This is a genomic window from Gluconobacter sp. Dm-74 (genome assembly GCF_018256135.1).
Classification (GTDB): Bacteria; Pseudomonadota; Alphaproteobacteria; order Acetobacterales; family Acetobacteraceae; genus Gluconobacter; species Gluconobacter cadivus.
In genome coordinates this window covers 1-22197 of record NZ_JAERLX010000002.1, presented here as the reverse complement: position 1 = coordinate 22197, position 22197 = coordinate 1, and the positions used below count along the sequence as shown (strand labels likewise).

Below are 22197 nucleotides of genomic sequence, written 5' to 3'. Positions count from 1 at the left end.
TATAAATGGAAATAATCTAATGATAAAAATACAAAAAGAAAATATAAATAAATATATAAATGAAATTTTATATAAAACCATTAACTCGAGAGGTGCTATTATTATGAAAAAATTAATTAAAGGCTTTAATGAGAAAAAGTATATATTTATTTGGTATCTTTTTTTGATAATTATCGCAGGGCAAGCTCCTATAGTATTAAATATATTAAATACGAATTGGAGTTCTGAAGATATCATTAAATCAATAAATGAAATGGAAAATAGTGGTGATTTTATAATGTGCGCTGTATCCATACTTTCTGCTGGATTATTCTTTTTGGTTAAAGAATATATATCAAGTGAAAATATAAATAACAGTAATTATAAATCAATTTTAATACTAATTTCTGTATCATTATTGTCGATTTGTTCTTATTTTTATATGAATTTCAAGTATAATGGCGGAATAAATTCAAATGTAAGGGAGCATTGGCATTGGGGATTATATTGTTTTTCATTGATTGTTTCAATAATATTGTGGTTCACTGAGGAAATTCAAAATAGTGCGAAAGAAGCTACTAATGCTTGGGATGCACAAGCAAACGATCTGACTAAAAAATCCAACACTACGAATAGCGCAAATGGTGTTAAATTATGAGCAGCTTAACATTTGATTGTCTTCCTTACGATCAGCCGGGAGGCACTTTTTACGCATGCGTCATGCTTTCGACTTTTTTCATACATAGAGTGGAAATAAATCGCCGATCAGAAGATCCTAAATTTGGGATTCAGAGAGACGAAGATAAAGGAAAAATTAAAAATATTTCTAAATTCTGCAGTGAAGTCGATGTAATATTTCCTACACCAATTATTATTGCTGCAAATTCAGATGTTGTTCATTTTGACAATGGGAAAATCTACATTTCTGATAACGGCAATTTAGGAATGGTTATAGATGGGCAACATAGACTTCTTGGTATAAAAAGGGCTTATCAAGAATTTGGATTTAGCACTAGTATATTAATTGTTTTTTGCTTCGATATAGACCCTTATTCTCAAGCAAAAATTTTTAGCACTATAAATAGTAACCAAAAACCGGTTTCAAAATCTTTAATGTATGATCTTTTCGGATTGGATGACAAAAGATCAATAGAAAAAACTTGTCATGAAATAGCTGTATCATTAAACAATGATAGTGAATCTCCATTTTATAAAAAAATAAAAATTCTTGGAAAAAAAATGGATGAAAGTGAAAGCTTATCTCAAGCTGCCTTTTCTGGTAGTATTGAGAAACAAATAAGAAGTGGGTCATTTAAAAAATATTATTTAGATGAGCAGGATGCTGTAATAAGAAAGATAATATTTAATTGTTTCACTTCATTGAAGCAGAATTTATCAGATAAAAATGTGAGCTATTTTTATAAAACGGCTGGCTACGGTGGCATGATGCGAGCTATGTCAACAATCATTCAAATTGGGGACTCTCAAAAAGATCTTTCTGTAGCATTCTTCAATTGTTTGATGAAAAAAATTGAAGAAGAATTCCAGATACCTGTGGGGGTAGGTAATTCTGCAATGATAGACGTACAGAAGCAAATAGAAACAATTGTAAAAAATATAAAATTTGACTGAAACAAGACTGCTTCTCCAGACAAATATTTTTAAAATGAGCTTTTCGAGAGTAATACGGATAAATGAAATGCCGTTTCTTTGTGAGAAAGCTGAAAGTTTCGTACCGGGGAGGTGGAGGGTTCGAAAAACCCTCTGCTTTTGAGGCCAGCTCTGTGATTCCATTCCTCCGGTTCTGATTGAGGGAGTGGCGCTATAACGCGGGGCGGCTTCTTTGATGTTGAAGAACGACTTGCCCGGCTGAGTGGGCTTGGTGATCAACTCGAAGCGTTTTCCCGGACTGTGGATTTTGAAGTCTTCCGTCCGGATTTGGAGCTGGGTCTGGCGTATTCAGACGGGAGCAGAGGCGGACGACCGCCATTTGCTCCGGTACTGATGTTCAAAATCCTGGTGATCCAGACGCTGAACAATTTGTCCAATGAACGGACGGAGTATCTGATCAACGATCGCCTCTCCTTCATGCACTTTCTTGGTCTGGGGCTTTCAGATCGGGTGCCGGATACTAAGACGATCTGGATGTTCCGTGAACGCCTGACACAGGTAAAGACTGTTCAATCGCTTTGACGCGATCCTGCGCAAAGCAGCGCAATACGAATGCCGAGAAGGCGGATCTCCGGGCAGAACAGATTCTTAAAGACTGACAGGACAACCCGTCCAAACTATCCCGCAAGGACCGTCATGCGCGCTGCACGTTGAAGTTCACGAAAGGAGAGTTGCGAAATATGCTTCAGTGGTAATTTTTGTGGTATAATTTAGAATAAAAATTATAAATTAATAGTAAAATCAATAAATTGTTGATATAATATGGAAGACACTCTCTCCGCCAGTGATACCCCCACCATTAGTGATCGTTATTGACCAAGGGCAGCCAAATCTGCCCTTTTCCCCCATCTAGTTTGTGTCTGTTAACAAAAAAGAACAAATAGCAAACAAAGCACGAATGGGGGTATCAGTGCTGACAAACATCACCGTGCGTAAGCAAGGCCGCACCAGAAGAATCGGCGTATGTTGTAGAAAGGTGACCAAGCCGATCCTCATAGAGGCCGGGGAATGCCGACGGTCCGGACGAACAGTTCCATCTACACCTTCTGTTTGGCGAAGGCATGCTCGACACACGAAGGGATCCTGCCTCTCTTCAATTATCGCTTTGCGCCTAGAATAGAAGATCTGGATTTACACAGGAGAACTTAGACAGGACTTAACCAGAGAGACGAACCAAAGGTGCCACAAACACGAAGCGATATGGCTTCGTGTTCGAACGCCGTATGGAAGTTTTTCCGGCATATGACGTCATTAAAGCGTGGCATCGAATACGGTATTTGCAGCCGTTTCACCTGTGTTTTTCATGCAGTATGCTGCGAACATCGCGATCACAATAAAGCATCCCATCGGAACGATATATGCAAGCTGCATGTTCCCGCCAGTAGCGTCTGAGATATAGCCTTGCAGAAGCGGAAGGATACCGCCGCCGCTGATGCTCATTACCAGAATGGATCCGCCGTAAGCACGGTCATGACCAAGTTCATCAACGGTAAGGCCGTAAATGGTAGGCCAGCAGGGGCCAAGCAGTCCGCTGACGAGGATGGCCGCATAGACAGCCGTAAAGTCGTGCACCATCACTGCGTACCCCAGTGCGAGAATGCAGAGCAGGCTGTAGATGAACAGGACCCTTGCAGGGCGTGCATGTCGCATGAAGAAGTTGGCGACCAGCTTGCCAGCAAAAAACGCACAGAATGACAGGATGAGGTATACGGAGGCCTGTCGTTCGTTGATGTGTCCCAGCCTCATGGAGAGACGAATCATGAAGCTCCAGACGCCCACCTGTGCGCCGACATACAGGAACTGCGTCAGGATACCGAGGACGAAGCGTTTGTTGGAGAACAGGCGCTTGAGGGCACCGGTCGTATCAAGGGCGTGCTTCTTGTGCTGATCCCGCCCCTTGCAGGCCGGATAATGCGTGATGCCAATGCCGATCATGACGACCAGCAGCACTCCGAGAATATAAACATATGGCTCGAGAGTGGCATGGATCATGCCGAGTTGATGTTGCCACGCCTGAGCCGCTGGCATGGCGGAGAGCTGTTCACGCGAAAGATCGCCATCCCTGAAAATCAGGTAGGCTCCCATGCTGGATCCCAGAATGGCGCCGATTGGCTGGAAAGCACTGGCAAAGTTCAGGCGCTGGGTACCGCGCCCCGGAGGGCCGAGCAGGGTGCAATAGGTATCAGCCGCAGTTTCAATAAAGACCAGCCCTGCCGCCACGACGAAAAGCGCTACGAAGAAAATCTGATACGTCGCGAAATGGGCAGCGGGAAAGAACAGGCAGCAGCCGATGAGATAAAGCAGCAAGCCCAGCTGGATCGACCATTTGTAGCTGAAGCGTTTGATGATCATACCGGCTGGAATGCCCAGCACGAAATAGCTGATATAGAACGAGAACTGTACGAGCGCGGACTGAAAATCCGACAGCATGAAGGCTTTGCGGAACTGCCCGATCAACACATCATTGAGGCTCATTGCACAGCCCCATAGTGAAAACAGACAGCAGAGCAGGCCGAAAGCGAGCAGGGGTGTGCGGTTCAGGTAAAAGCCATCCGGAAGCTGGACGACGGGATCGGACTTGGCCACGGATTGCCTCGTAGAATTTGTTGATCGCTAAAGATAAGAACTGGCGCCTCGGCGTGAGGTCATCACTTCATCATTGTGTTCGTTATATTTATCTCGAATATCACATATAAAATGTTTTGTAAGAGGTATTTTATGTGTTTTCTCTGCTCTGACTTCTTTGGGGAGAGCACGTTGTATGGAGGTCCAGGATCGCGGGGATGTATCGGTAGCCATCTTTTCTGAGGTTGGAGCAGGGCGTCCCCCGAGTTTTAGAAGGTTGGCCCTTTCTGCTTGGCACATCCCACACTTCACCCCACCTGTATGGGCAAACTGCTGACAGGGCGTTGCACATGATTCCTCTTTCAATTCTCGATCTCGCGTTCATCACCGAAGGCAGTTCGGCGACCGAGGCGCTTCATCGGAGTGCGGATCTTGCGCAGCATGCGGAAAGTCTGGGCTTCAAGCGTTTCTGGCTGGCTGAACATCACTCAATGGCGGGCATTGCCTCCGCTGCGACTGCGGTCGTAATCGGCTATGTCGCAGGCGCTACGAAAACCATCCGGGTGGGTGCAGGCGGGATCATGCTGCCAAACCATGCCCCGCTTGCTATTGCCGAGGCGTTCGGCACGCTGGAAAGCCTTTATCCGGGCCGGATCGATCTCGGGCTGGGACGGGCGCCCGGTTCCGATCAGGCCACAATGCGCGCGCTGCGTCGTGATCCGGCCTCTGCTGACCGCTTCCCACAGGACGTGTTCGAACTGCTGCGTTACTTTGAAAAGCCGGAACAGGGTCAGGCAGTCTTTGCCGTTCCGGGCGCGGGGCTGACTATACCGGTCTGGCTGCTGGGATCGTCCCTGTTCTCCGCTCATCTGGCCGCCATCATGGGGCTGCCATTCGCATTTGCCAGCCATTTCGCTCCTGATCTGATGGAAGAGGCTCTGACGCTGTACCGTGAGCGGTTTGAGCCTTCGGAGCGACTGCAGTCACCTTATGCCATGCTGGGCATCAACGCAGTGATCGGGGAGACGCAGACCGAAGCGCAGCAGGCGGCAACATCTCTACAGCAGCATTTCGTTGCTCTGCGTCAGGGACGTCCGTCGACTTTTCCTGCACCTCGGTCAGTGTCCTGGAATAGTCAGGAACAGCGTATCCTTGACAGCACACTACGTTATACCTTCGTAGGAACCGCAGAAGACGTCACAAAAAACATCTCCGCTTTCGTAGAGCGGTACAGGCCTGATGAACTCCTGATCGGTGCGCCGTTATATTCTCAGGAGGCAAGGCGAAAGACCCTCAGTGGCATCGCGCATCATCTGATGGAAAAATAATCCTATACCTGAGCACACGCGGTGGCACTGAGAGACATAGCGTAGGCTAAAACCGTGCAGCAACTCTATGCCGCCATGGGTCACATTCCTTATGGCAGCCTAACTGCTGCAAGCCGGTCTTCGACACTCCCGGGTCAATTTATCCAGCCATTTTTTTCGTTATTGCACGTGCGGCACCTGCCCTCTGCGGACTTTAATCGGGTGCGTGTCGTCTCTGGCAACAATAAGTATTTTTCCTATCCATGTCATCTAGTTGACAATGATTCTCATTATCGAAATAGAAAGGGGTAAATTTAGTTTTAATGAAGGCGCTCCATGAGTTTCTCCCGGCTTATCTGCGGTACGGCGTCCTGCCTCGCCCTGAGCGCACAGATCGCATCCGCAACCCCCTCTGCCTCGCAGGACAAACGCACCGGGAAAACCACGTCCGGTCAGACCACGGGGTCTGCGAAACCGGCAGCGACGGGTGCGTCTGCCGAAATCATCACCGTTACCGCAACGGGCCTGTCGCAGGCCGGAGCCTCGACCAAAACCCGCACACCCATCATCGAATCTCCCCAGACGATCTCGATCGTCAGCCGCGACGAAATCGAACTGCGCTCCTCCCCCACCATCGCCGATGCCCTCGCCTACACCGCAGGCGTCCAAGCCGAACCACAGGGCATCGACAACCGGGTTGACGAAGTGTCTGTCCGTGGTTTTGGGGCGGGGGGGTTTTCATCGAACAACAATTTCGTGGACGGCTTGCGCCTGCCCGCCGGGGGGCAGTGGACGCGCACATCGTTCGATCCGTTCGCCCTCCAGCAGATCGACGTCCTGAAAGGCCCCTCCGGAGCGTTATACGGTCAGACAGCACCGGGCGGCGTGGTCAATCTGGTGACGAAACGTCCGACAGAAAAAAGCGAAGGGGAGTTCTTCCTCCAGAGTAGCGGATATACAGATCTGGAAAACTGGCAGGGACAGGCTTCCGGCGATGTGTCGGGAAAACTGACCCATAGTGGCAGCCTCACGGGCCGGATGGTCGCTCTGGCGAAATATGGGGGCACACAGGTCAATGACGTTACGGCAGGCCGCTATTACGTCTCGCCCAGCCTGACATGGAAATTCGCCCCCCATTCGACATGGACACTGCTTGCGCAATACCAGCGCGATGTCGGCGGCTCGACGTTCCAGTTCCTGCCCGCAACTGGCACGCTTTACGCCTCCAAAGGCCGTTACATCGCCAATGACGCCAATATCGGCGAACCCGACTGGAACACATTCGACCGAAATCAGGCGCTTTTCGGATCGTTTCTGGAACATCGCTTCAACCGTTTCCTGACGGTGCGGAACAACGTCCGCTATACCTATCTCGACACACTCTACCGCTCCACGGTCCTCTCGGGTGACACGCTTGCGAAATGCGCCAGTACTGTTGCGGGATGCGTGGCAGGAGAAACGGTCAACCGCCGTGCCGTGGAAGGCCGGGGACGGTCGCAGGGCGTCGCCATGGACACACAGCTCGAAGGCCATGTCCGCACCGGCCCCGTACGTCACCTCTTCCTCGCGGGGACGGACTACTTCTATACGGACTGGAACCATGACCGCGACCTCGTCAGCGCGACACTGGTCAAGCCGCTTCTGAACATTTTCGATCCTGTCAGCCGTGGCAGCGCAGGTTACGAAAACAACCTATCACCGCAGGTCTATACGTCCACGGTCAGCCGCCAGAACGGAATCTATTTTCAGGACCAGCTCAAGTTCGAGCGCCTGCGCGTTACAATCGGCGGCCGTCAGGACTGGGCCAATGACAACACCTATAATATCCTGACCCGCAAACGGTACATCACCCCCTCGCAGGCCTTCACTTGGCGCACGGGCGGCGTCTATCTGTTCGATAACGGACTGGCACCCTATTTCAGCTATGCCCAGTCCTTCCAGCCGACCGTCTCCGATCCGTCCACGGCCAAGAACGGCCTGCCCTTCAAGCCGACCACCGGCGACCAGTACGAAGCCGGCATCCGCTACCAATACGGCAAGAGCATCTATGTCACGTTTGGCGGTTACCAAATCACCCAGAAGAACATGACGACCCCCGACCCCGACGGCGAAACCTGCGGCACCGCGACCTGCCTGATCCAGACGGGCAAAGGGCGCGTTCGCGGTCTCGAACTTGAAGGACGCGCCACCCTTCCGTGGGACATGGCCGTCATCTTCACCGGAACGCGCAGCGACGCCCGCATCCGGCAGTCCAACACACCGGGACAGGTCGGCAACTATCTGCCGCAGGCCCCGAAATGGATGGCCTCGCTCTTCATCGACCAGCGCATCCGCTACGGCGCCCTCCGCGGTCTGGGGGTCGGCGGCGGCGTGCGCTACACCGGCACGAGCTACGGCGATACGGCCAACAAACTGGCCATCCCGGACTACACGCTGTTCGACACCTTTCTGCGCTACGATGTCGGCGATGCCCATCCCGCCTATAAGGGCCTGATGCTCTCGCTCAACATGCGCAACGTCGCCAACAAGCGCTTCGTCGCAACCTGTACGGCGGTCGCCGCTTGCTACTACGGGCAAGGCAGAAACCTCACCGCCCGACTGGAATACCGCTGGTGAGTCCGGCCCTGTCCTACGCTCTCGCAACCCTGTTCATCGCAGGGGGCGGAGCACTGCTCTATGCATGTTCCGCCAACCAGAAACTCCTGAACCGCGCCCTGCAGGGCAACGTTCCGGTTCTGCTCGGGATCGGATCTCTGCTTGCCGGAACAGCCATCCTGACAACCGCAACGAGTTTCTGCACCGCCTGCCTGATGGGCATGACCCTGCTCATGATCGTCTGGTGCCTGCTGCCACTGAGCGCATCTCTCCTCGCTGGCAGGTCCCGACCATGACGCGCCTGCCGCAAACTCTCGACAACCGGCACTGGGTCGCGAAAGTCTCCGCCGCCATCCTCGCGGGCGGTGGCATGACATTCGCCATCATGGCCGTCCTCGGACGGCTCATCGGCGCGAATGGCGACCCCAGAAGCCTCTCCGCCCAGGCTCTGATGTGGCTGACGGCCGTTCTCTGGGTGCTGGTGCTGGGAACCTGCTTTCTGTTCCCCACGGGCCGCCGGGCCTGGGCAATGCTGGGCGGAGGCTGTGTCGCCTTCTGGGGTCTCTTCCTGCTCCTGAGAGCATTATCCTGATGAAAATCCGCTCCGACATCCTGCGCGTCTACCGCGAGGTCCATAGCTGGGTCGGGATCTGTGCCGGACTGCTTCTGTTCGTGGCGTTCTTCGCCGGTGCGATCAGCATGTTCGAACAGCCCCTCCAGAACCTGACCTCACCCCAACTCGACATGCCGTCCCCGGTGCCCCTGTCCCGGACACCAGACCTGCTCGAAAAAGTCTTCAGTACCTATCCGCAGGCCCGGCAGACCTACACTATCCTTCTCGCCCCGGACCGCAGCCTTCCCGGCCGCGTGGCATGGCCTGTGCACCCGCCTCACGGCCACGACGCCGGGCCGATGTTCGTCGCAACGCTTGCCCCCGACGGCGCGCTGGTCGTCCGTCAGCAGGCCATCACCCCGGTCGCGCATTTCATCGACATGCTGCATCAGGAACTGGGCATCCCCCTGCCCCATGCAATCAGCCGACCGTTCATGGGCATCATCGCGCTGCTCTATGGCATAGCCCTGATCTCAGGCGTGCTGCTGTTCCTGCCCACACTGGCCCGCAACCTGTTCGCCTTCCGCTTCCGCGAGGGGCCGCGCAAACTCTGGCTGGACCTGCACAATCTGCTGGGCTTCTTTTCGCTGCCCTTTCACATCGTCATGGCCCTGACCTCGGTGGTCTTCGCATTCCATGACCCCATTTTCGCAGTGCAAAGCCGCGTTTTCGGCACATCCCATGCCTCCCAGCATCTTCCGACGCATACAAGGCCTCATCCCATCACTGCGGACCAACACCCCGACGCACCGCTCCTCACCCCGACCGCACTCGTGACGTCTCTCGGAACACAGGCCCCGGGCTTCGTCCCCACCACACTGGCCTATAGTCAGGGCCATGGCGGCATGATGCTGCGTGTCAGCGGGCAGGACAGCCGCTACAGCATGCGCGGTCCCACGGCAGGCTTCGCCACGGTCGATCCCCGCAGCGGCAAAATCCTGTCCGCGGATTACCTCCCCGGTCATCAGAAAACCGGCTTTGCCATCCTGACGGTTTTCTTCGCACTGCATTTCGGTAGTTTCGGCGGCAACGCGATCCGATGGGGTTATGTCGTTCTGGGTCTTGCAGGAGCCGGCATGTTCTATACCGGCAACCGGCTCTGGATCGACGCCCGCCGCCGCCGTGAAAAGGCAGCAGGCCTCTCCAGGGACAGCCTCCCCACCAACATTCTGGCTCGACTGACTCCCGGCTGGACCGCAGGCTGCATCAGCGGAACTGCCATCGTCCTTCTGCTGGGGCTCACCAAACCCGATATCATGACCGGAAACGTCGTAGCTTCTGTTTATTATGCCGTCTTCCTGGGATGTATCGCCATTTTCCTTTTCCGACCGAAAAAAACACAAAAATCATGAAAATGTTGAAAATCGCTTATGTTTTACGATGCTCGGCAACAGTCAGAGCAGTTACCCGACACAGCAACAGGACCTATGCACTATAAAAAGAACGGGGTTTTCTTTTACTGTTTTAAATGATAATAATTATCATTATCTATAAAACCCGAATCAGCAGCCTTGTGCCGATCGAACAGGAAAGACCGTGTCGTGCCGGCAGATGAAAGCAAGTGCGTCCTAGATGCCTATCTCAGTTACAGGCACCGGTCCGTAGATCTTGCTGCGTCCATTGTTGGATGCAGGGCTCAGGCCGAAGATCTTGTTCACGACGCTTTTGTCAAAATTGCGCTGACCCACCGACCGGAGCTTGAGATCCGACATCCCTTGGCTTACCTCCTTCAGGTTGTTCGCCGTCTTGCCATCGATACAATGCGCCAACGCAATATCCGCAAAACTTCCGACATTGCGGATCAGGGGCTGGAAATCCTCCTTGCCGATCCTCTGACGCCAGAACTCCATACTTCAGGACGAGAAGAACTGGATGCTGTGGAACAGGCTCTGGCTGCCCTGCCCGCGCGCACACGGCGCGCTTTTGAGATGAAGCGATTTGAAGGCCTCAAACTGAGGGAAATCGCGATAGCACTCGATATTTCCGTTGTACGTGCCTCCCAACTTATCAACGATGCTCTTCTTGCATGCCAGAATGTTCTTGATTCTGCCGATCCCCGCACCTGAATGACTGACATCAATATGCGCTCCCCGTGCTCGATAACCTCCATTCGAGCGAAGAGGAGAACCGACGAACCATGAAACAGATTCCGGATATCCCTCTTTCTGAGCAGATCAGATCAGAAGCCAACCTCTGGGCGATTGTTCTGACGGACGATCCAGATAATGACATCCTGAAACAGGATTTTGCTGCCTGGCATGCGGCCTCCCCCCTTCACGCCCAAGCCTGGCGCGAAACACTCCACATCTGGAGCCTGACGGGACAGACCACGCCAGCTTTTGCTCACGTTTCCCTGCCTGCAAAAAGCCGGAAACCGCTCAAAAAAATCCACCGCAGCAGAATGCTGGCTAAAAGCCTGCCCATCGCCCTTGCCGCTGCGGCCTGCGCAGGACTCTGGCTTGGGTTCCCTGCAATCCAGACCGCGACCATGGCCGATCATAGAACAGCGGTCGGCCAAAACAGCCGGATCGTTCTATCCGATGGCAGCGTCGTCACACTGGGAGGCCACTCTGCGATTGCCGTTCATTACAGCGCTGAACGACGGAATATCACACTCCTTGCCGGAGAAGCCTTATTCGATGTCCGACATGATCCTCGTCGCCCTTTTCAGGTAAAGGCCGGCATCCTGCAGGCCCGCGACATCGGTACGCGCTTTGATATCCGAATGGATTCTACACAAATTCGGGTTGACGTTCAGGACGGACGTGTTGGAGTTTCCCGGCAAATGAAGCCAAGCCTTCCAGAGACACGACTGGGTCCGGGAGATGAACTGGCGCTTGATCTGCAAAGCGGCAGAATCTCCCGTACAACAGTCGATCCTGATCGTATCGGGGCATGGCGGGACGGAACACTGGTTGTTGAAAATGATACCAGCGATCATGTGATCGCCACCCTGAGACGCTATTATCCAGGCTTCATTCTTACACCATTCCCAGAACGAAAACTGCATCGGATTGGAGGGCTTTATAATCTCCACGATATCCCCGCCGCCCTGCGCGCTGTCCTGATGCCAGCAGGGGGAACCGTACACAGGCTCGGAACCCACTTTATGATTGTCGTGCCCGCTTCGGCACATGATTTGCTGAATTAATTCCGGCCGTCCTCTTAAAAATTCTTACCGTAATCCGTCCTTATTGTAAATGCGATGCATTCTTAACAAGGACGCCACACTCTTGAAACCGACGAAGCCCTGTGAAAATCCGCTCACTGAACGGAGTTTCGAAAAATCTTCATCTCTCTCCATCCGATCTATCCTGATATTTGCGGGCGTGACTGGAACACTGGGGGTATCCACCGGAGCACTCGCCGCCCCGCTTCAGCTTTCCCAGTCTCAGTCATACACGATCCCGGCGATGCCTCTGGATAAGGCTCTGGAAGTTCTGGGTAAAAAAGCGGGGCTTCAGATCACATACGATCCAGCTCTGACTTCCGGAAAAACGTCACAGCCCGTTATAGGGGCAAAGGACGCATCTGCTGCCCTGCAGCAGCTTCTCTCTGCAAGTGGATTAAATTACCGGCGCGCACAGCAAGACACCATCGTCATCCAAAAGGCTTCTGCTGTTTCCGCCATCAGACTCGGACCCGTCAGGGTTGGCGGCCGTGTTTCCAGGAATTCTGATCCCCAGTCAGCATATGGACCGGGCGTTGGGCTGGTCGCAACCCGAAGCGCATCAGCGACCCGAACCGACACTGCCATGATCGAAACTCCAAAATCGATCTATGTCGTCACCAGAAAACAGATGGATGATCTTCAGCCACAGAGTATTGCCGAAGCCCTGCGCTACACACCTGGCGTCGTTACCTCTCCGGGGAACGTTCTCTCAAGTTCCCCTTCAAGCGATACATTCCAGCCCGTGCATCAGCGCGGATTTGAATCCTATACCTTCGTAGATGGCCTCCTGAACGGTACTTCCGTTACAGATCCGTTTTTCCTCGATCGGATCGAAGCCCTGAGCGGACCGTCTTCAGTCATGTATGGCCAGTCCACACCCGGGGGTCTTATCAATATGACCCTGAAACGCCCGACGACCACGGCCCGCCATGAGGTTAATGTCGGGTTCGGCAATTATGGCCGCTATGAAGGACAACTCGATTTCGGTGGCCCGCTTAACAAAAAACGCAACGTCCTCTACCGAGTTGTCGCCCTCGGCAATACACAGGGCTCGCAGGTCGATTACCAGCACTACAAGCGCGTTGCCATTCAGGGTGACCTGGAATGGAAAGTCGATGACAGAACCAGCATCACTCTGATTGGACAGTTCGCTTATTCTCCTCAGACCATTTCTGGTGCTTATGTTCCTGCTTATGGAAGTGCCCTCAGCAGTCCTCTAGGGCATATTCCTGTTAACCGATATTATGGCGACCCATCTTTTGATCGCAATTGGGACAGAGAATATCTGGGAGAATTTCTCCTACATCACGATTTTTCCCAAAATATGCAATTCAACAGTACTGTCCGGTACGATGGTCAGGCAGACAGTCACTGCAATCTTCAGCTGGATACTGTTGATCTCGTAAACAAAACGATCAGTCGCTATGCAACCTGTAACAACAATAATAATGGACGCTCCGTCCAGATGACCAGCAACCTGAGCTACAAAATTTCCACGGGCCAGGTAAGGCACAACCTGCTTGTCGGTGTGGACTACCGGACACAGGCTGAAGACGGGAGAAGTAAATTTTCCTTCGGGAATGTTCCATCCATCAGCATCACGGACCCGAAATACAATCAATACACAATGAGCGATTATATTTCAGCAACGCAGGGAAAATTCACACAATATCATTATCAGTATTCCCAATATGCCATATATTTTCAGGATCAGATCAAATGGCGCAAATTCTACCTCACGCTGGCTGGGCGGCAGGACTGGAACTCTTATGGAGCAAGACATATATTCAATCGCCCATTCACATGGAATGCTGGCATTAATTATGTTTCAAGTGTCGGCCTGGCACCATATTTCAACTATTCGACATCCTTCATGCCACAAACAGGATCTATCTATAACCATCAGGTTCTCAGGCAGGCCGATCCGCTTAACGGACATCAATGGGAAGCTGGCCTGAAATACCAGATCCCTCATATACAGACATTTTTCACTGCGGCTTATTATGACGTAAAAGAAAATAATGTTCTAGTCAGCGATCCTGATTTTCCGAATTACGATCTTGAAATCGGGCAGGTGCGTTCACGCGGTGTTGAACTTTCTGCAAATGCTAATCTGGCCGAAGGGCTGGATCTGACAGCCAGTTATAGTTATTCGCGACCAGTCAACTCAAAAACAGACCTGACAGCTGATACGATCGGGGGTGAGACAGTATCACTGCTCCAGAAGACGCTTGTTTATCAACCGAAACATACTGCATCAGTCTTCATCGACTATCGCTTTCCGACATCTCTTGCATCGGGGCTGTCGATAAATTTCGGTGTGCGCTATATTGGTTCTGCGTGGGGCGACGAAGCCAACTCCTTCCGCAACCCAGCCTATGTCTTGTTCGATAGCGGTCTGAATTATAATTTCGCCCAGACATTCCCATCTCTTAAAGGGTTGCATGTCCGGCTGAGTATGACAAATTCCACAAACAAAACCTATACATCATGCGGTGGTTTAGATACCTGCCAGTACGGTGAACAGCGCCGAATTTTCGGACTCATAGGATATCGTTGGTAATCCATTGCCGTAGCCCCTGCTGGCCTTGAAACTATTGCCCACTGCCTCTCTGGGTGGTGGGCTTTCAAACGCTACAGAGTTACCAACGATATCCGATCTGCCCCGTTACCCGGCGAAGCTGCCCCCATGAACAGGATTTGCTCGACGAACATTCCACTACATATTGTTTGTTGAAACCATTGACGAGACTTGCCCGCATATTAAGCCCTTTGAGACGCCTGCTTAACGTCCCAAAATCGTAACTCACGCCTCCATCAAACACAGTATAGGCGGGAACATGAAAGGAATTGGCTTCGTCCCCCATGGAAAAGCCGACATATCTCATGCCCGCATTCAACGATAAGCCATCGAAAATGCCGTTCAGGGAATTTTTCTGGAATTTATAATCCACAAAGAGATTAACGGTATTCCGGGGAAGTTCGGTGGGAGCCTTACCCTGCAGCGAAACCGTTTTTCCGTTGATATCCGTCGAAGTCAGTGTCGTACGGCTGTTATATATAGACATATATGTATAATTAGCGTTCAGATTCAGCCCTTGTGTAATATTGACGTTTGCTGAAAGTTCAACGCCCCTCGCCCGGACCTGTCCGATTTCAAGAGAAAAGTTCTGATGATCTGGATCACTTTCCAGAACATTGTTTTCCCGCAGATCATACGCAGCCGCAGTGAACAGCATTTTCGTGTTGGTTGGCTGATATTTTAAACCTACCTCCCACTGTTTGCCTTCAAGGGGATCAGCAATTCCCTTTCCATAGACATTGGATGTTTGTGGGAAGAATGATGTTGCATAAGAGAAATAGGGAGAAAGCCCGAAATTTGTCTTGTACGAAACACCGACATGCCACGTAAAAGCTTTTTTGAACGTACTATAATAATCGTCCCAGTCCTGACGGCCACCAATCATGACATTGAGGCCTTTCCATTTCATCTGGTCCTGAAAATAGACACCTGTCTGGGATAGGGAGTCGTTCTCGGTATCCCATTTGTTGCCAGTCTGTTTTATAAAATCGCTGTAGTTATATTGATAATATTTCGGACTCAGCAGGTTTAGTGTTGGAACGGTGGAAAAATCGAACGCGTACGTTCCTGAGTCGGGCTGATCCCTGTAATCAACGCCAACCAGAAGAGTATGGTGAACCGGACCCGTATCATAATCACCCTGAAGATGTGAATCGAGTAAAGCGGCCCATCCTTTAAAGTGATCAACGAGCGCATAACGCTTCATGTCGGACGTACCAGCAACCAGTCCATTACTGAAGAGTTGGGCGAAGTAACTGTCGTCATACTCGTACCGAAAATTCTGACTAAACTGCAAATGACGGTTGAACTTATGCGAGAAAATATATTCGAACAGATGGCTCTTGTCATAAGACCTGTCGAACCCCGGATCGCCAGTATCAATCGTTGGGCTGTATCGTCCATATTTCTGGGGAAAGAGAGACCCGATTGCCGGTCCCCCGGCGGCATATCTCAGTGAAGGTGTATAATTATACTGCCCAATCAGTGTGAGTTTCGTATTTTTATCGATATTCCAGGTCAAAGCTGGCTGAACGACCATTCTCTGATATTTCACGTACTGAACCTGATCGCCCTGTGTATTTCCGACAGCGACGATACGATAAAGGAGTTGGCCGTCTTTTGTCAGTGGGCCGCTGGTATCAAACTGACCTTCATAGCGTCCATAACTACCGAAACCCACATTGAACTGATGCTGTGCCTGTTCGGTTGGTCGCTTGAGGTCTTCATTGATGATCCCGCCCGGCGCCGCCTGCCCGTACATCACTGACGCGGGACCGCTCATGGCTTCCACCCGGTCAAGCATGAACGGCTCCACGGTAGAAGGCGACACGCCCGTCATCAAACCGTCCACGAATGTATCACTCTGAAATCCGCGCTGATAAATATCGTGCGAATTGATCGACGGTATTCCGCTCCCTCCCATCGGGTCCGTAATTCCGGGCATATAACGCAGAACTTCGGCCACATTGAGTGGCTGAAGATCATCCATCTGTTGTCGTCCAATCACGTAAACGGACTGAGGAATGTCGACGATGGGCGTGTCGGTTTTAGTGGCCGCAGTCGAGTGACTTACAAAAAATCCCTCGCCCGGGCCATAGGCTGCCTGAGGATTGGACATCCGGGCAGAAGTCCCTCCAACCCGGACGGGTCCCAGTGTGATCGAAGCCGACCGGGTCGCAGGAATAATCTGTACGGCCGAAGATCCTGCTGGCCGCCAGGACAGACCACTTCCCAACAGGAGATGTCCCAACGCTTCATCCGGCGTAAAACTGCCATGCAGACCGTTTGTGCGATGCCCTGACAGCGCGGGGGCCTGTGACGTGATCTGAAGATGGGATTGCGCACTGAAAGCAACCAGCGCATCTGACAGGGAGCCTGCTGAAATATCGAAACGTGATTTTGATTGCCCTGTTTCAACCTGCGCCAAAGCCGTTCCGCACACAGCCGCACTCAGGGCAGTTGTGCCACCAAGTATAAGAACCGATGCAACAAGGGGGGTCTTTAAAAATCCTGATGGACACATGGACGCAGCATTTCCTGTCTCTGCAGCTTTTTGATAATGCAAGTCATTTGCATCTTTTGCCTATGACAGTGAGATGTTTGACGTCTTCCGTTTTTCGAAAAAAAACATCCATCAGAAACTATTTTCTTATAAGGTATTGATTTAAATCAATATTATTTTTTTCGATATAAAAAGCCCATCGGACTCAGTGCCCCGTCACGACTGCAAGCCACGGAGAAAAAGAGGCTATCTCTCCACCGTAAGGCCTTACGATGAGCGCAAGTGCTTCCTCTGGATGATGGAGATCGTATGATCCTGTCACGCGCTTTTCCATTAGACTTCCATGCATCACCATAATGCGTGCATGCATCCAGGGCTGAAGGGCTGCGACCATCTCAGCTATGGTATTGTCCTGGGCGACAAGCGTCCCTGTGCGCCACAGCGCGATCGTATCTGGACTCTGGTTACCCGTTGCAGCGCGCGCTCGGCTTATTTCAGCCCAGTTTCCAGCACGAAGATCCTTTTCAAAAGGAAGCCCGCTCCGTGCTGAAACATGAACTTCCCCTTCTTTTACAACGACTTCCGTCTTTGACCCGTCCGTCCGCGCATCAAATTCCGTTCCAATATCGGTCGTTGTGACGGGACCTGCATTGACCAAAAACGGTCGGGTTTCATCATGTCTAACAATGAAATAGGCCTCGCCCCGCAGCAGTTCGATCTGGCGTGCCCGAGGCGTGACATGCACCGCAAGCGCTGTGCGCGGAGCGAGAACGATCCTGCTGCCGTCTGCCAGACGGATGTCGCGCGTCATGCCGGGCGGCGCGTAATAGTCTGCCCGAAGCCGAAGCATCAGATCAGGCACGAGCAGAACGGTCGCCAGACAGGCTGCGGCAGCCATGCCCATTGCAGCAACATAGCCACCATACCGGACACCGCGCTGTCTTTTCCGTCGTTGCATGGCAGGAACGGACTTCATGATTCGCGCTGTAGCGTTTATATCCTGCCAGGACTGGCGATGCTGTGGGTCCTGTGCCAGCCACGCCTCAAAAGCACTTCTCAGTTCCGGATCATCACTGTCTTCGCGCAGTGCAATATACCAGCCAGATGCTGCCTTATCAGCGTTGTGAGTGTTATCCATGAGCCATTCTGGTCCCATCGCACAACAGTTTCTCAGGCGCAGCCCTACACAGCCATGACGGAGACAAAAACGCATGCACTGAGAAGTCATACCGGAATGATGCGCAAGACCGCATCTTTTTCATGAAAAGCGTAGTGCGCACCGCGGCTTACTGCCCTTCCCTGCGGATTTTATTACAGATTGCCATACCTTCAGCAATCAGAGCGTGAACCAGAGGCACGGAAACCCCCAGAACCTTGGCAACCTCGCGCAGTTTCATACCCTCAAAATGATACATGCGGATCGCCTGAGCCTGACGGTCCGGCATCGCATCGATGGCGTCCATGATCCTGACGACAATTTCCCGCGTGGCCACGGTCTCCTCTGGAGACACCGTATTGTCAACAATACCGGCAACAGTCATGTCAAAATCAGCCGTACTGACACGTTCAATCCCGGCACGACGCAGACGGCCCAGCAAGAGATTACGAATAATTGCCCGCAGATAGCTGACCGGGGACAACACACTGCCACTCGGCTGCCGCGAAAAGAGCAGCCACGCATCATGGACGATATCTTCAGCCAGCACGCCGTCTCCTGAGAGACGTCTGGCATACGCCAGCAGCCCCGCGCGATGGGTTTCATACAGATCCACAGGCAGTGATTCAGACTTCAAGAGACAGCTTCCCGATGCCAGACCGACAGACGGCAGTTGAGAACGACTTGCAATTCTGATGACACACAGATCTTCATTTCGCAAGATGTCTGGCTACAGCGCCTCTCCCGTCCGCACTCACGACTGTCTGGGGAAGCGCGATATCACGTCCACGTTATTTTTTATGCTGAGTTGTGAAAAAATGCCTTGCCCGAACGTCTGAAAGAACAGGGGAACATCACAGCCCGGTCGGGCTCGAAATTGCAGACCCCCTATCGGATAAGGCGAGAAGGTTCAGATGACGCAGAGGTGGCTCTTTTCACGGAATGAAGATGCGAATGAGTATCATTGTATAGTATGCATCAGAGTTCTGGATACGGTCAGCCAGTCATGACTACCCGGACCCTTCGCCGCTGGTTTCTGGTGCATAAATGGACAAGTCTGATCTGTACCCTGTTCCTTCTGATCGTTTGTGTGACCGGGCTGCCGCTTCTGTTTTCCGAACAGATCTGGGACACTTTTGTCGGAGACGACGATCCTCCTTACGAAACACTCCCTCCCGGAACGTCCAATGCCAGTCTGGATACGATCGTGGCAAAGGCACACAGCCTGTTCCCGGGCCAGATTGTCACGGACATTGCTCCCGATGATGATGAACCTGCCGTTCTGGTGTCCATGGCGCCAAGCTGGCAGGCCTTGAAAGACGACGAAAAATACCCGGACCGGAATTCCGGACATTGGATCAAATTCGATGCCCGAACCACCAGAGTCCTAAAGCAGTCACGACCTGCAGATGCCCCACCGCCGCCCCGGACTTGGACCGGCGTCATTATGGGGACGTGCAGCCGGTTGCATGTCAGCCTGTTCGCCTATCTGCCGGGACGCCTGTTTTTGGGACTGATGGGCGGCATCTTCGTTGGGTCGCTTGTGTCAGGGACCATTCTGTATGGCCGATTCATGAAGCGCCTGCCGTTCGGGACCGTCCGACGGGATCGTGCGCGGCGCCTCACCTGGCTGGATCTGCACAATCTGTTGGGAGTAGCGACACTTGTCTGGGCGAGCGTTGTCGGATTTACGGGACTGATCAACGAACTTCAGACACCCCTGTTCGGCCTGTGGCGCGTGACGGATGTCCGACAGATTCTCAAACCCTATGCCAATCTTGCAGTCCCTACTCAGAACCATCTCTCTTCCGTACAGGCCGCTTTTGAAACTGCGGCGAAAGCAGCTCCGGGGAATGTGGTCACTGAACTGTCTTTTCCGGGCTCTTCCTTCGGCAGCCCGGTTCACTACGTTCTTTGGACACATGGGGCTACGCCACTACGCGCACGTCTCTTCACGCCGGTGCTGGTTGACGCCCGAACCGGGGAACTGACCGGCGCATACCCTATGCCCTGGTATCTCCGCTTTCTGGAAATTTCCCGTCCTCTGCATTTCGGCGATTATGGCGGGATGCCGCTGCGCATTCTCTGGGCGCTTCTTGATCTCGTGGTGATCGGCGTTCTGGTCAGCGGGCTTGTTCTGTGGGCTGCAAAACGCAGGGTCAGCGCAGATACGCGCCTGCGAACTCTTGGCTACGAATTCGACGACAATACAGGTCTCGTCGTTTCTCACGATGCAGGGGATGCGGCGCGATGAAGGCTAAAGCCCTTCCCTCCTCCATGTCCTCAACTGCCATCTGGATATGGCCGGCATCGCTTGGAGCCCTCATGCTGTCCGGCCTTATCTCGGCGCTGCTGGGCCAGCACGGCGTCTGGCTCGCCGTTTCATGGATCAGCCTGTCCATGCCTCTGGCCGTCATAACTGTCTGCCTGAGGCGTGCCTGGAGCAGACCGTCTTCAAAAGGAGGTCCCCTGTGACCGATCTCACTTCGATGTCCTTTTCCCCTTGGGACATGTTTCTCAACGCTGGTCCTGTCGTGCGGTGCGTGATGGGTCTGCTGGCGTTTGCCAGCCTGCTGACATGGACCGTTTTCATCGCCAAAACGGTTGAATTTTTCCGTATGCGCCAAAGGCTGCGGAAGGCCGAAAATGCTCTGGCTGAAGCGGACACGCTGGATCTGGGAGAGGAATGGACACGGGACAACAGATCCATCGCTCATGTCCTGGTTCTTGCGGCTGAAACCGAACGTCGGCGTTCACACGATATCCTTGATGATCGCGATGGCCTGAAAGAACGGATCGTCCTGCATCTCGAACGGCTGGAAGCGGCTGAAGGCCGGCATCTCATGCGCGGAACCGGGCTTCTGGCAACCATTGGAGCCACGGCACCGTTCGTCGGGCTTTTCGGCACGGTCTGGGGTATCATGACCTCGTTTACAGGCATTGCCGCCAGCAAGGCCACCAGTCTCGCCGTCGTCGCTCCGGGCATCGCCGAAGCCCTTCTGGCGACAGCGCTGGGTCTGGTTGCGGCCATTCCGGCTGTCGTCATCTACAATCATCTGGCCCGGCAGTCCGCTGCCTGCCGGGCGCAGGTCGCAGACCTGACGTCCCTTGTCATGCGGCTGGTCTCACGTGACCTGAGCCGGATTCAGCCGTCTGGCGGGAGTGGACAGGTGGTCCGTTTTGACGTCTCGCGGGAGGCGCGCTCCCTTGCTGCTGAGTAAACCGTATGATCCGCATCCGCTACGCTGACGAAAGCCCGCACGAAGCCAGTGAAATCAACGTCACGCCGTTCATAGATGTGATGCTGGTGCTCCTCGTGATTTTCATGGTGACCGCCCCCCTGACCACCGTGAATGTGCCGGTAGATCTGCCGTCCTCCAGCGAAAAACCCACGCCTCGACCTGAGGACCCCGTATTCCTGACGATCAAGGCGGATCACACTCTGGCTCTGGGAGAAGACTCTCTGGAAACCAGAGGACTGGGCCCGGCGATGGAACGGGCGACAAAAGGAAATCACGACGAACGCATCTTCCTGCGGGCAGACAAGACGGTTGATTACGGGACGCTGATGGGGGTGATGAACAGACTTCGTTCGGCTGGCTACCTCAAGGTGGCGCTCGTCAATCTGCAAGGACAGGAAGAAGGGGGCGAAACAGCGTCAAACCCGGCTGCCCTTCCTGGAGGTACACCGTGATCGGGATGACCGGGCGGCCGCGGGAACTGGAAAACCGCGCGGAGGATCTTTTCTCTTTCAGCAGATGGCAACGAGACCAGTTCCGACTGAAACATCGCGAAGACGCGCTCCGCTGGGGGCTGTCCTTTCTGGCTGTTCTTGCGATCAGTGGCGGCACTCTGTGGTACGTCATGCGGCTGCCGCCGCCGGTTATGGCCGTTCCCGCACCGCCCCCTGCCGCGATTGCCATCGACATGGTTCCTGAACCGGTATCAATCCCGACACCGCCTACGGATGTTCCACCCGGTCCACAGCAGACACAGTCCATCCCCGATCCGGCACCCGTAGATCCACCAAAGATTACCGCGCCCCCATCCCCCGC

Annotated in this window: 17 protein-coding genes and 2 pseudogenes; 15 read left to right on the top strand and 4 right to left on the bottom strand. The window is 53.0% G+C overall.

Annotated features, from left to right (window positions below; all coding sequences use genetic code 11):
• Nucleotides 1-19: 19 nt before the first annotated feature.
• From JK208_RS03270 to JK208_RS03260, 3 genes and pseudogenes are all read left to right on the top strand, one after another.
• Nucleotides 20-637, top strand: coding sequence for a hypothetical protein (locus JK208_RS03270; RefSeq protein WP_211574353.1), 618 nt, complete (start codon nt 20-22; stop codon nt 635-637).
• Entirely contained in the window at nt 634-1611 is a 978-nt protein-coding gene (locus JK208_RS03265) for a DGQHR domain-containing protein (protein ID WP_211574352.1), read from the top strand. The genes JK208_RS03270 and JK208_RS03265 overlap by 4 nt, the downstream gene beginning before the upstream one ends.
• A 192-nt stretch (nt 1612-1803) precedes the next feature.
• A pseudogene (locus JK208_RS03260) lies at nt 1804-2145 on the top strand (transposase); the annotation flags it as partial.
• 756 nt (nt 2146-2901) lie between these two features.
• On the opposite strand, the gene fucP reads toward JK208_RS03260, so the two are convergent.
• Entirely contained in the window at nt 2902-4236 is a 1335-nt protein-coding gene (gene fucP / locus JK208_RS03255; RefSeq protein WP_211574351.1) for an L-fucose:H+ symporter permease, read from the bottom strand.
• A gap of 329 nt (nt 4237-4565) precedes the next feature.
• Between fucP and JK208_RS03250 the strand changes: the two genes are divergently transcribed.
• From JK208_RS03250 to JK208_RS03215, 8 genes are all read left to right on the top strand, one after another.
• Nucleotides 4566-5543, top strand: coding sequence for an LLM class flavin-dependent oxidoreductase (locus JK208_RS03250; protein WP_211574350.1), 978 nt, complete (start codon nt 4566-4568; stop codon nt 5541-5543).
• A 315-nt stretch (nt 5544-5858) separates the two neighbouring features.
• The gene (locus JK208_RS03245) at nt 5859-8138 is read left to right on the top strand and encodes a TonB-dependent siderophore receptor (protein ID WP_211574349.1); all 2280 of its coding nucleotides are present in this window, start codon (nt 5859-5861) and stop codon (nt 8136-8138) included.
• Nucleotides 8135-8413, top strand: a complete 279-nt coding sequence (locus JK208_RS03240) for a hypothetical protein (protein WP_194263344.1) — start codon at nt 8135-8137, stop codon at nt 8411-8413. Before JK208_RS03245 ends, JK208_RS03240 begins: the two co-directional genes overlap by 4 nt.
• Nucleotides 8362-8709: a hypothetical protein gene (locus tag JK208_RS03235; protein WP_349291955.1), complete on the top strand. Its 348-nt coding sequence runs from the start codon at nt 8362-8364 to the stop codon at nt 8707-8709. The genes JK208_RS03240 and JK208_RS03235 overlap by 52 nt, the downstream gene beginning before the upstream one ends.
• Nucleotides 8709-10082 (top strand): PepSY domain-containing protein, encoded by a 1374-nt coding sequence (locus JK208_RS03230; RefSeq protein ID WP_211574348.1) that lies wholly within the window; start codon nt 8709-8711, stop codon nt 10080-10082. Before JK208_RS03235 ends, JK208_RS03230 begins: the two co-directional genes overlap by 1 nt.
• 189 nt (nt 10083-10271) lie before the next feature.
• Complete coding sequence (locus JK208_RS03225) at nt 10272-10796, top strand: sigma-70 family RNA polymerase sigma factor (RefSeq protein WP_211574347.1); 525 nt, start codon at nt 10272-10274, stop codon at nt 10794-10796.
• Nucleotides 10797-10867: 71 nt separating this feature from the next.
• Nucleotides 10868-11881, top strand: a complete 1014-nt coding sequence (locus tag JK208_RS03220; RefSeq protein ID WP_211574346.1) for a FecR domain-containing protein — start codon at nt 10868-10870, stop codon at nt 11879-11881.
• A gap of 82 nt (nt 11882-11963) precedes the next feature.
• Entirely contained in the window at nt 11964-14465 is a 2502-nt protein-coding gene (locus tag JK208_RS03215) for a TonB-dependent siderophore receptor (protein ID WP_249201916.1), read from the top strand.
• A gap of 79 nt (nt 14466-14544) precedes the next feature.
• Here the strand turns inward: JK208_RS03215 and JK208_RS03210 are convergent, their stop codons facing one another.
• The 3 genes from JK208_RS03210 to JK208_RS03200 form a co-directional block, all read right to left on the bottom strand.
• On the bottom strand, nt 14545-17049 hold the full coding sequence (locus JK208_RS03210; protein WP_249201915.1) for a TonB-dependent siderophore receptor: 2505 nt from the start codon (nt 17047-17049) through the stop codon (nt 14545-14547).
• A gap of 142 nt (nt 17050-17191) precedes the next feature.
• Complete coding sequence (locus tag JK208_RS03205) at nt 17192-18124, bottom strand: FecR domain-containing protein (protein ID WP_211574343.1); 933 nt, start codon at nt 18122-18124, stop codon at nt 17192-17194.
• A gap of 148 nt (nt 18125-18272) precedes the next feature.
• Entirely contained in the window at nt 18273-18779 is a 507-nt protein-coding gene (locus JK208_RS03200) for an RNA polymerase sigma factor (protein WP_249201914.1), read from the bottom strand.
• Between the two features lie 369 nt (nt 18780-19148).
• On the opposite strand from JK208_RS03200, the gene JK208_RS03195 reads away from it, so the two are divergent.
• The 4 genes and pseudogenes from JK208_RS03195 to JK208_RS03180 form a co-directional block, all read left to right on the top strand.
• Entirely contained in the window at nt 19149-20396 is a 1248-nt protein-coding gene (locus tag JK208_RS03195; RefSeq protein WP_211574342.1) for a PepSY domain-containing protein, read from the top strand.
• A 217-nt stretch (nt 20397-20613) separates the two neighbouring features.
• The gene (gene exbB, locus JK208_RS03190) at nt 20614-21363 is read left to right on the top strand and encodes a tonB-system energizer ExbB (RefSeq protein WP_328750686.1); all 750 of its coding nucleotides are present in this window, start codon (nt 20614-20616) and stop codon (nt 21361-21363) included.
• Between the two features lie 5 nt (nt 21364-21368).
• Complete coding sequence (gene exbD / locus JK208_RS03185) at nt 21369-21836, top strand: TonB system transport protein ExbD (protein ID WP_211574341.1); 468 nt, start codon at nt 21369-21371, stop codon at nt 21834-21836.
• Nucleotides 21837-21841: 5 nt separating this feature from the next.
• Nucleotides 21842-22197: pseudogene (locus JK208_RS03180) on the top strand (energy transducer TonB); the annotation flags it as partial.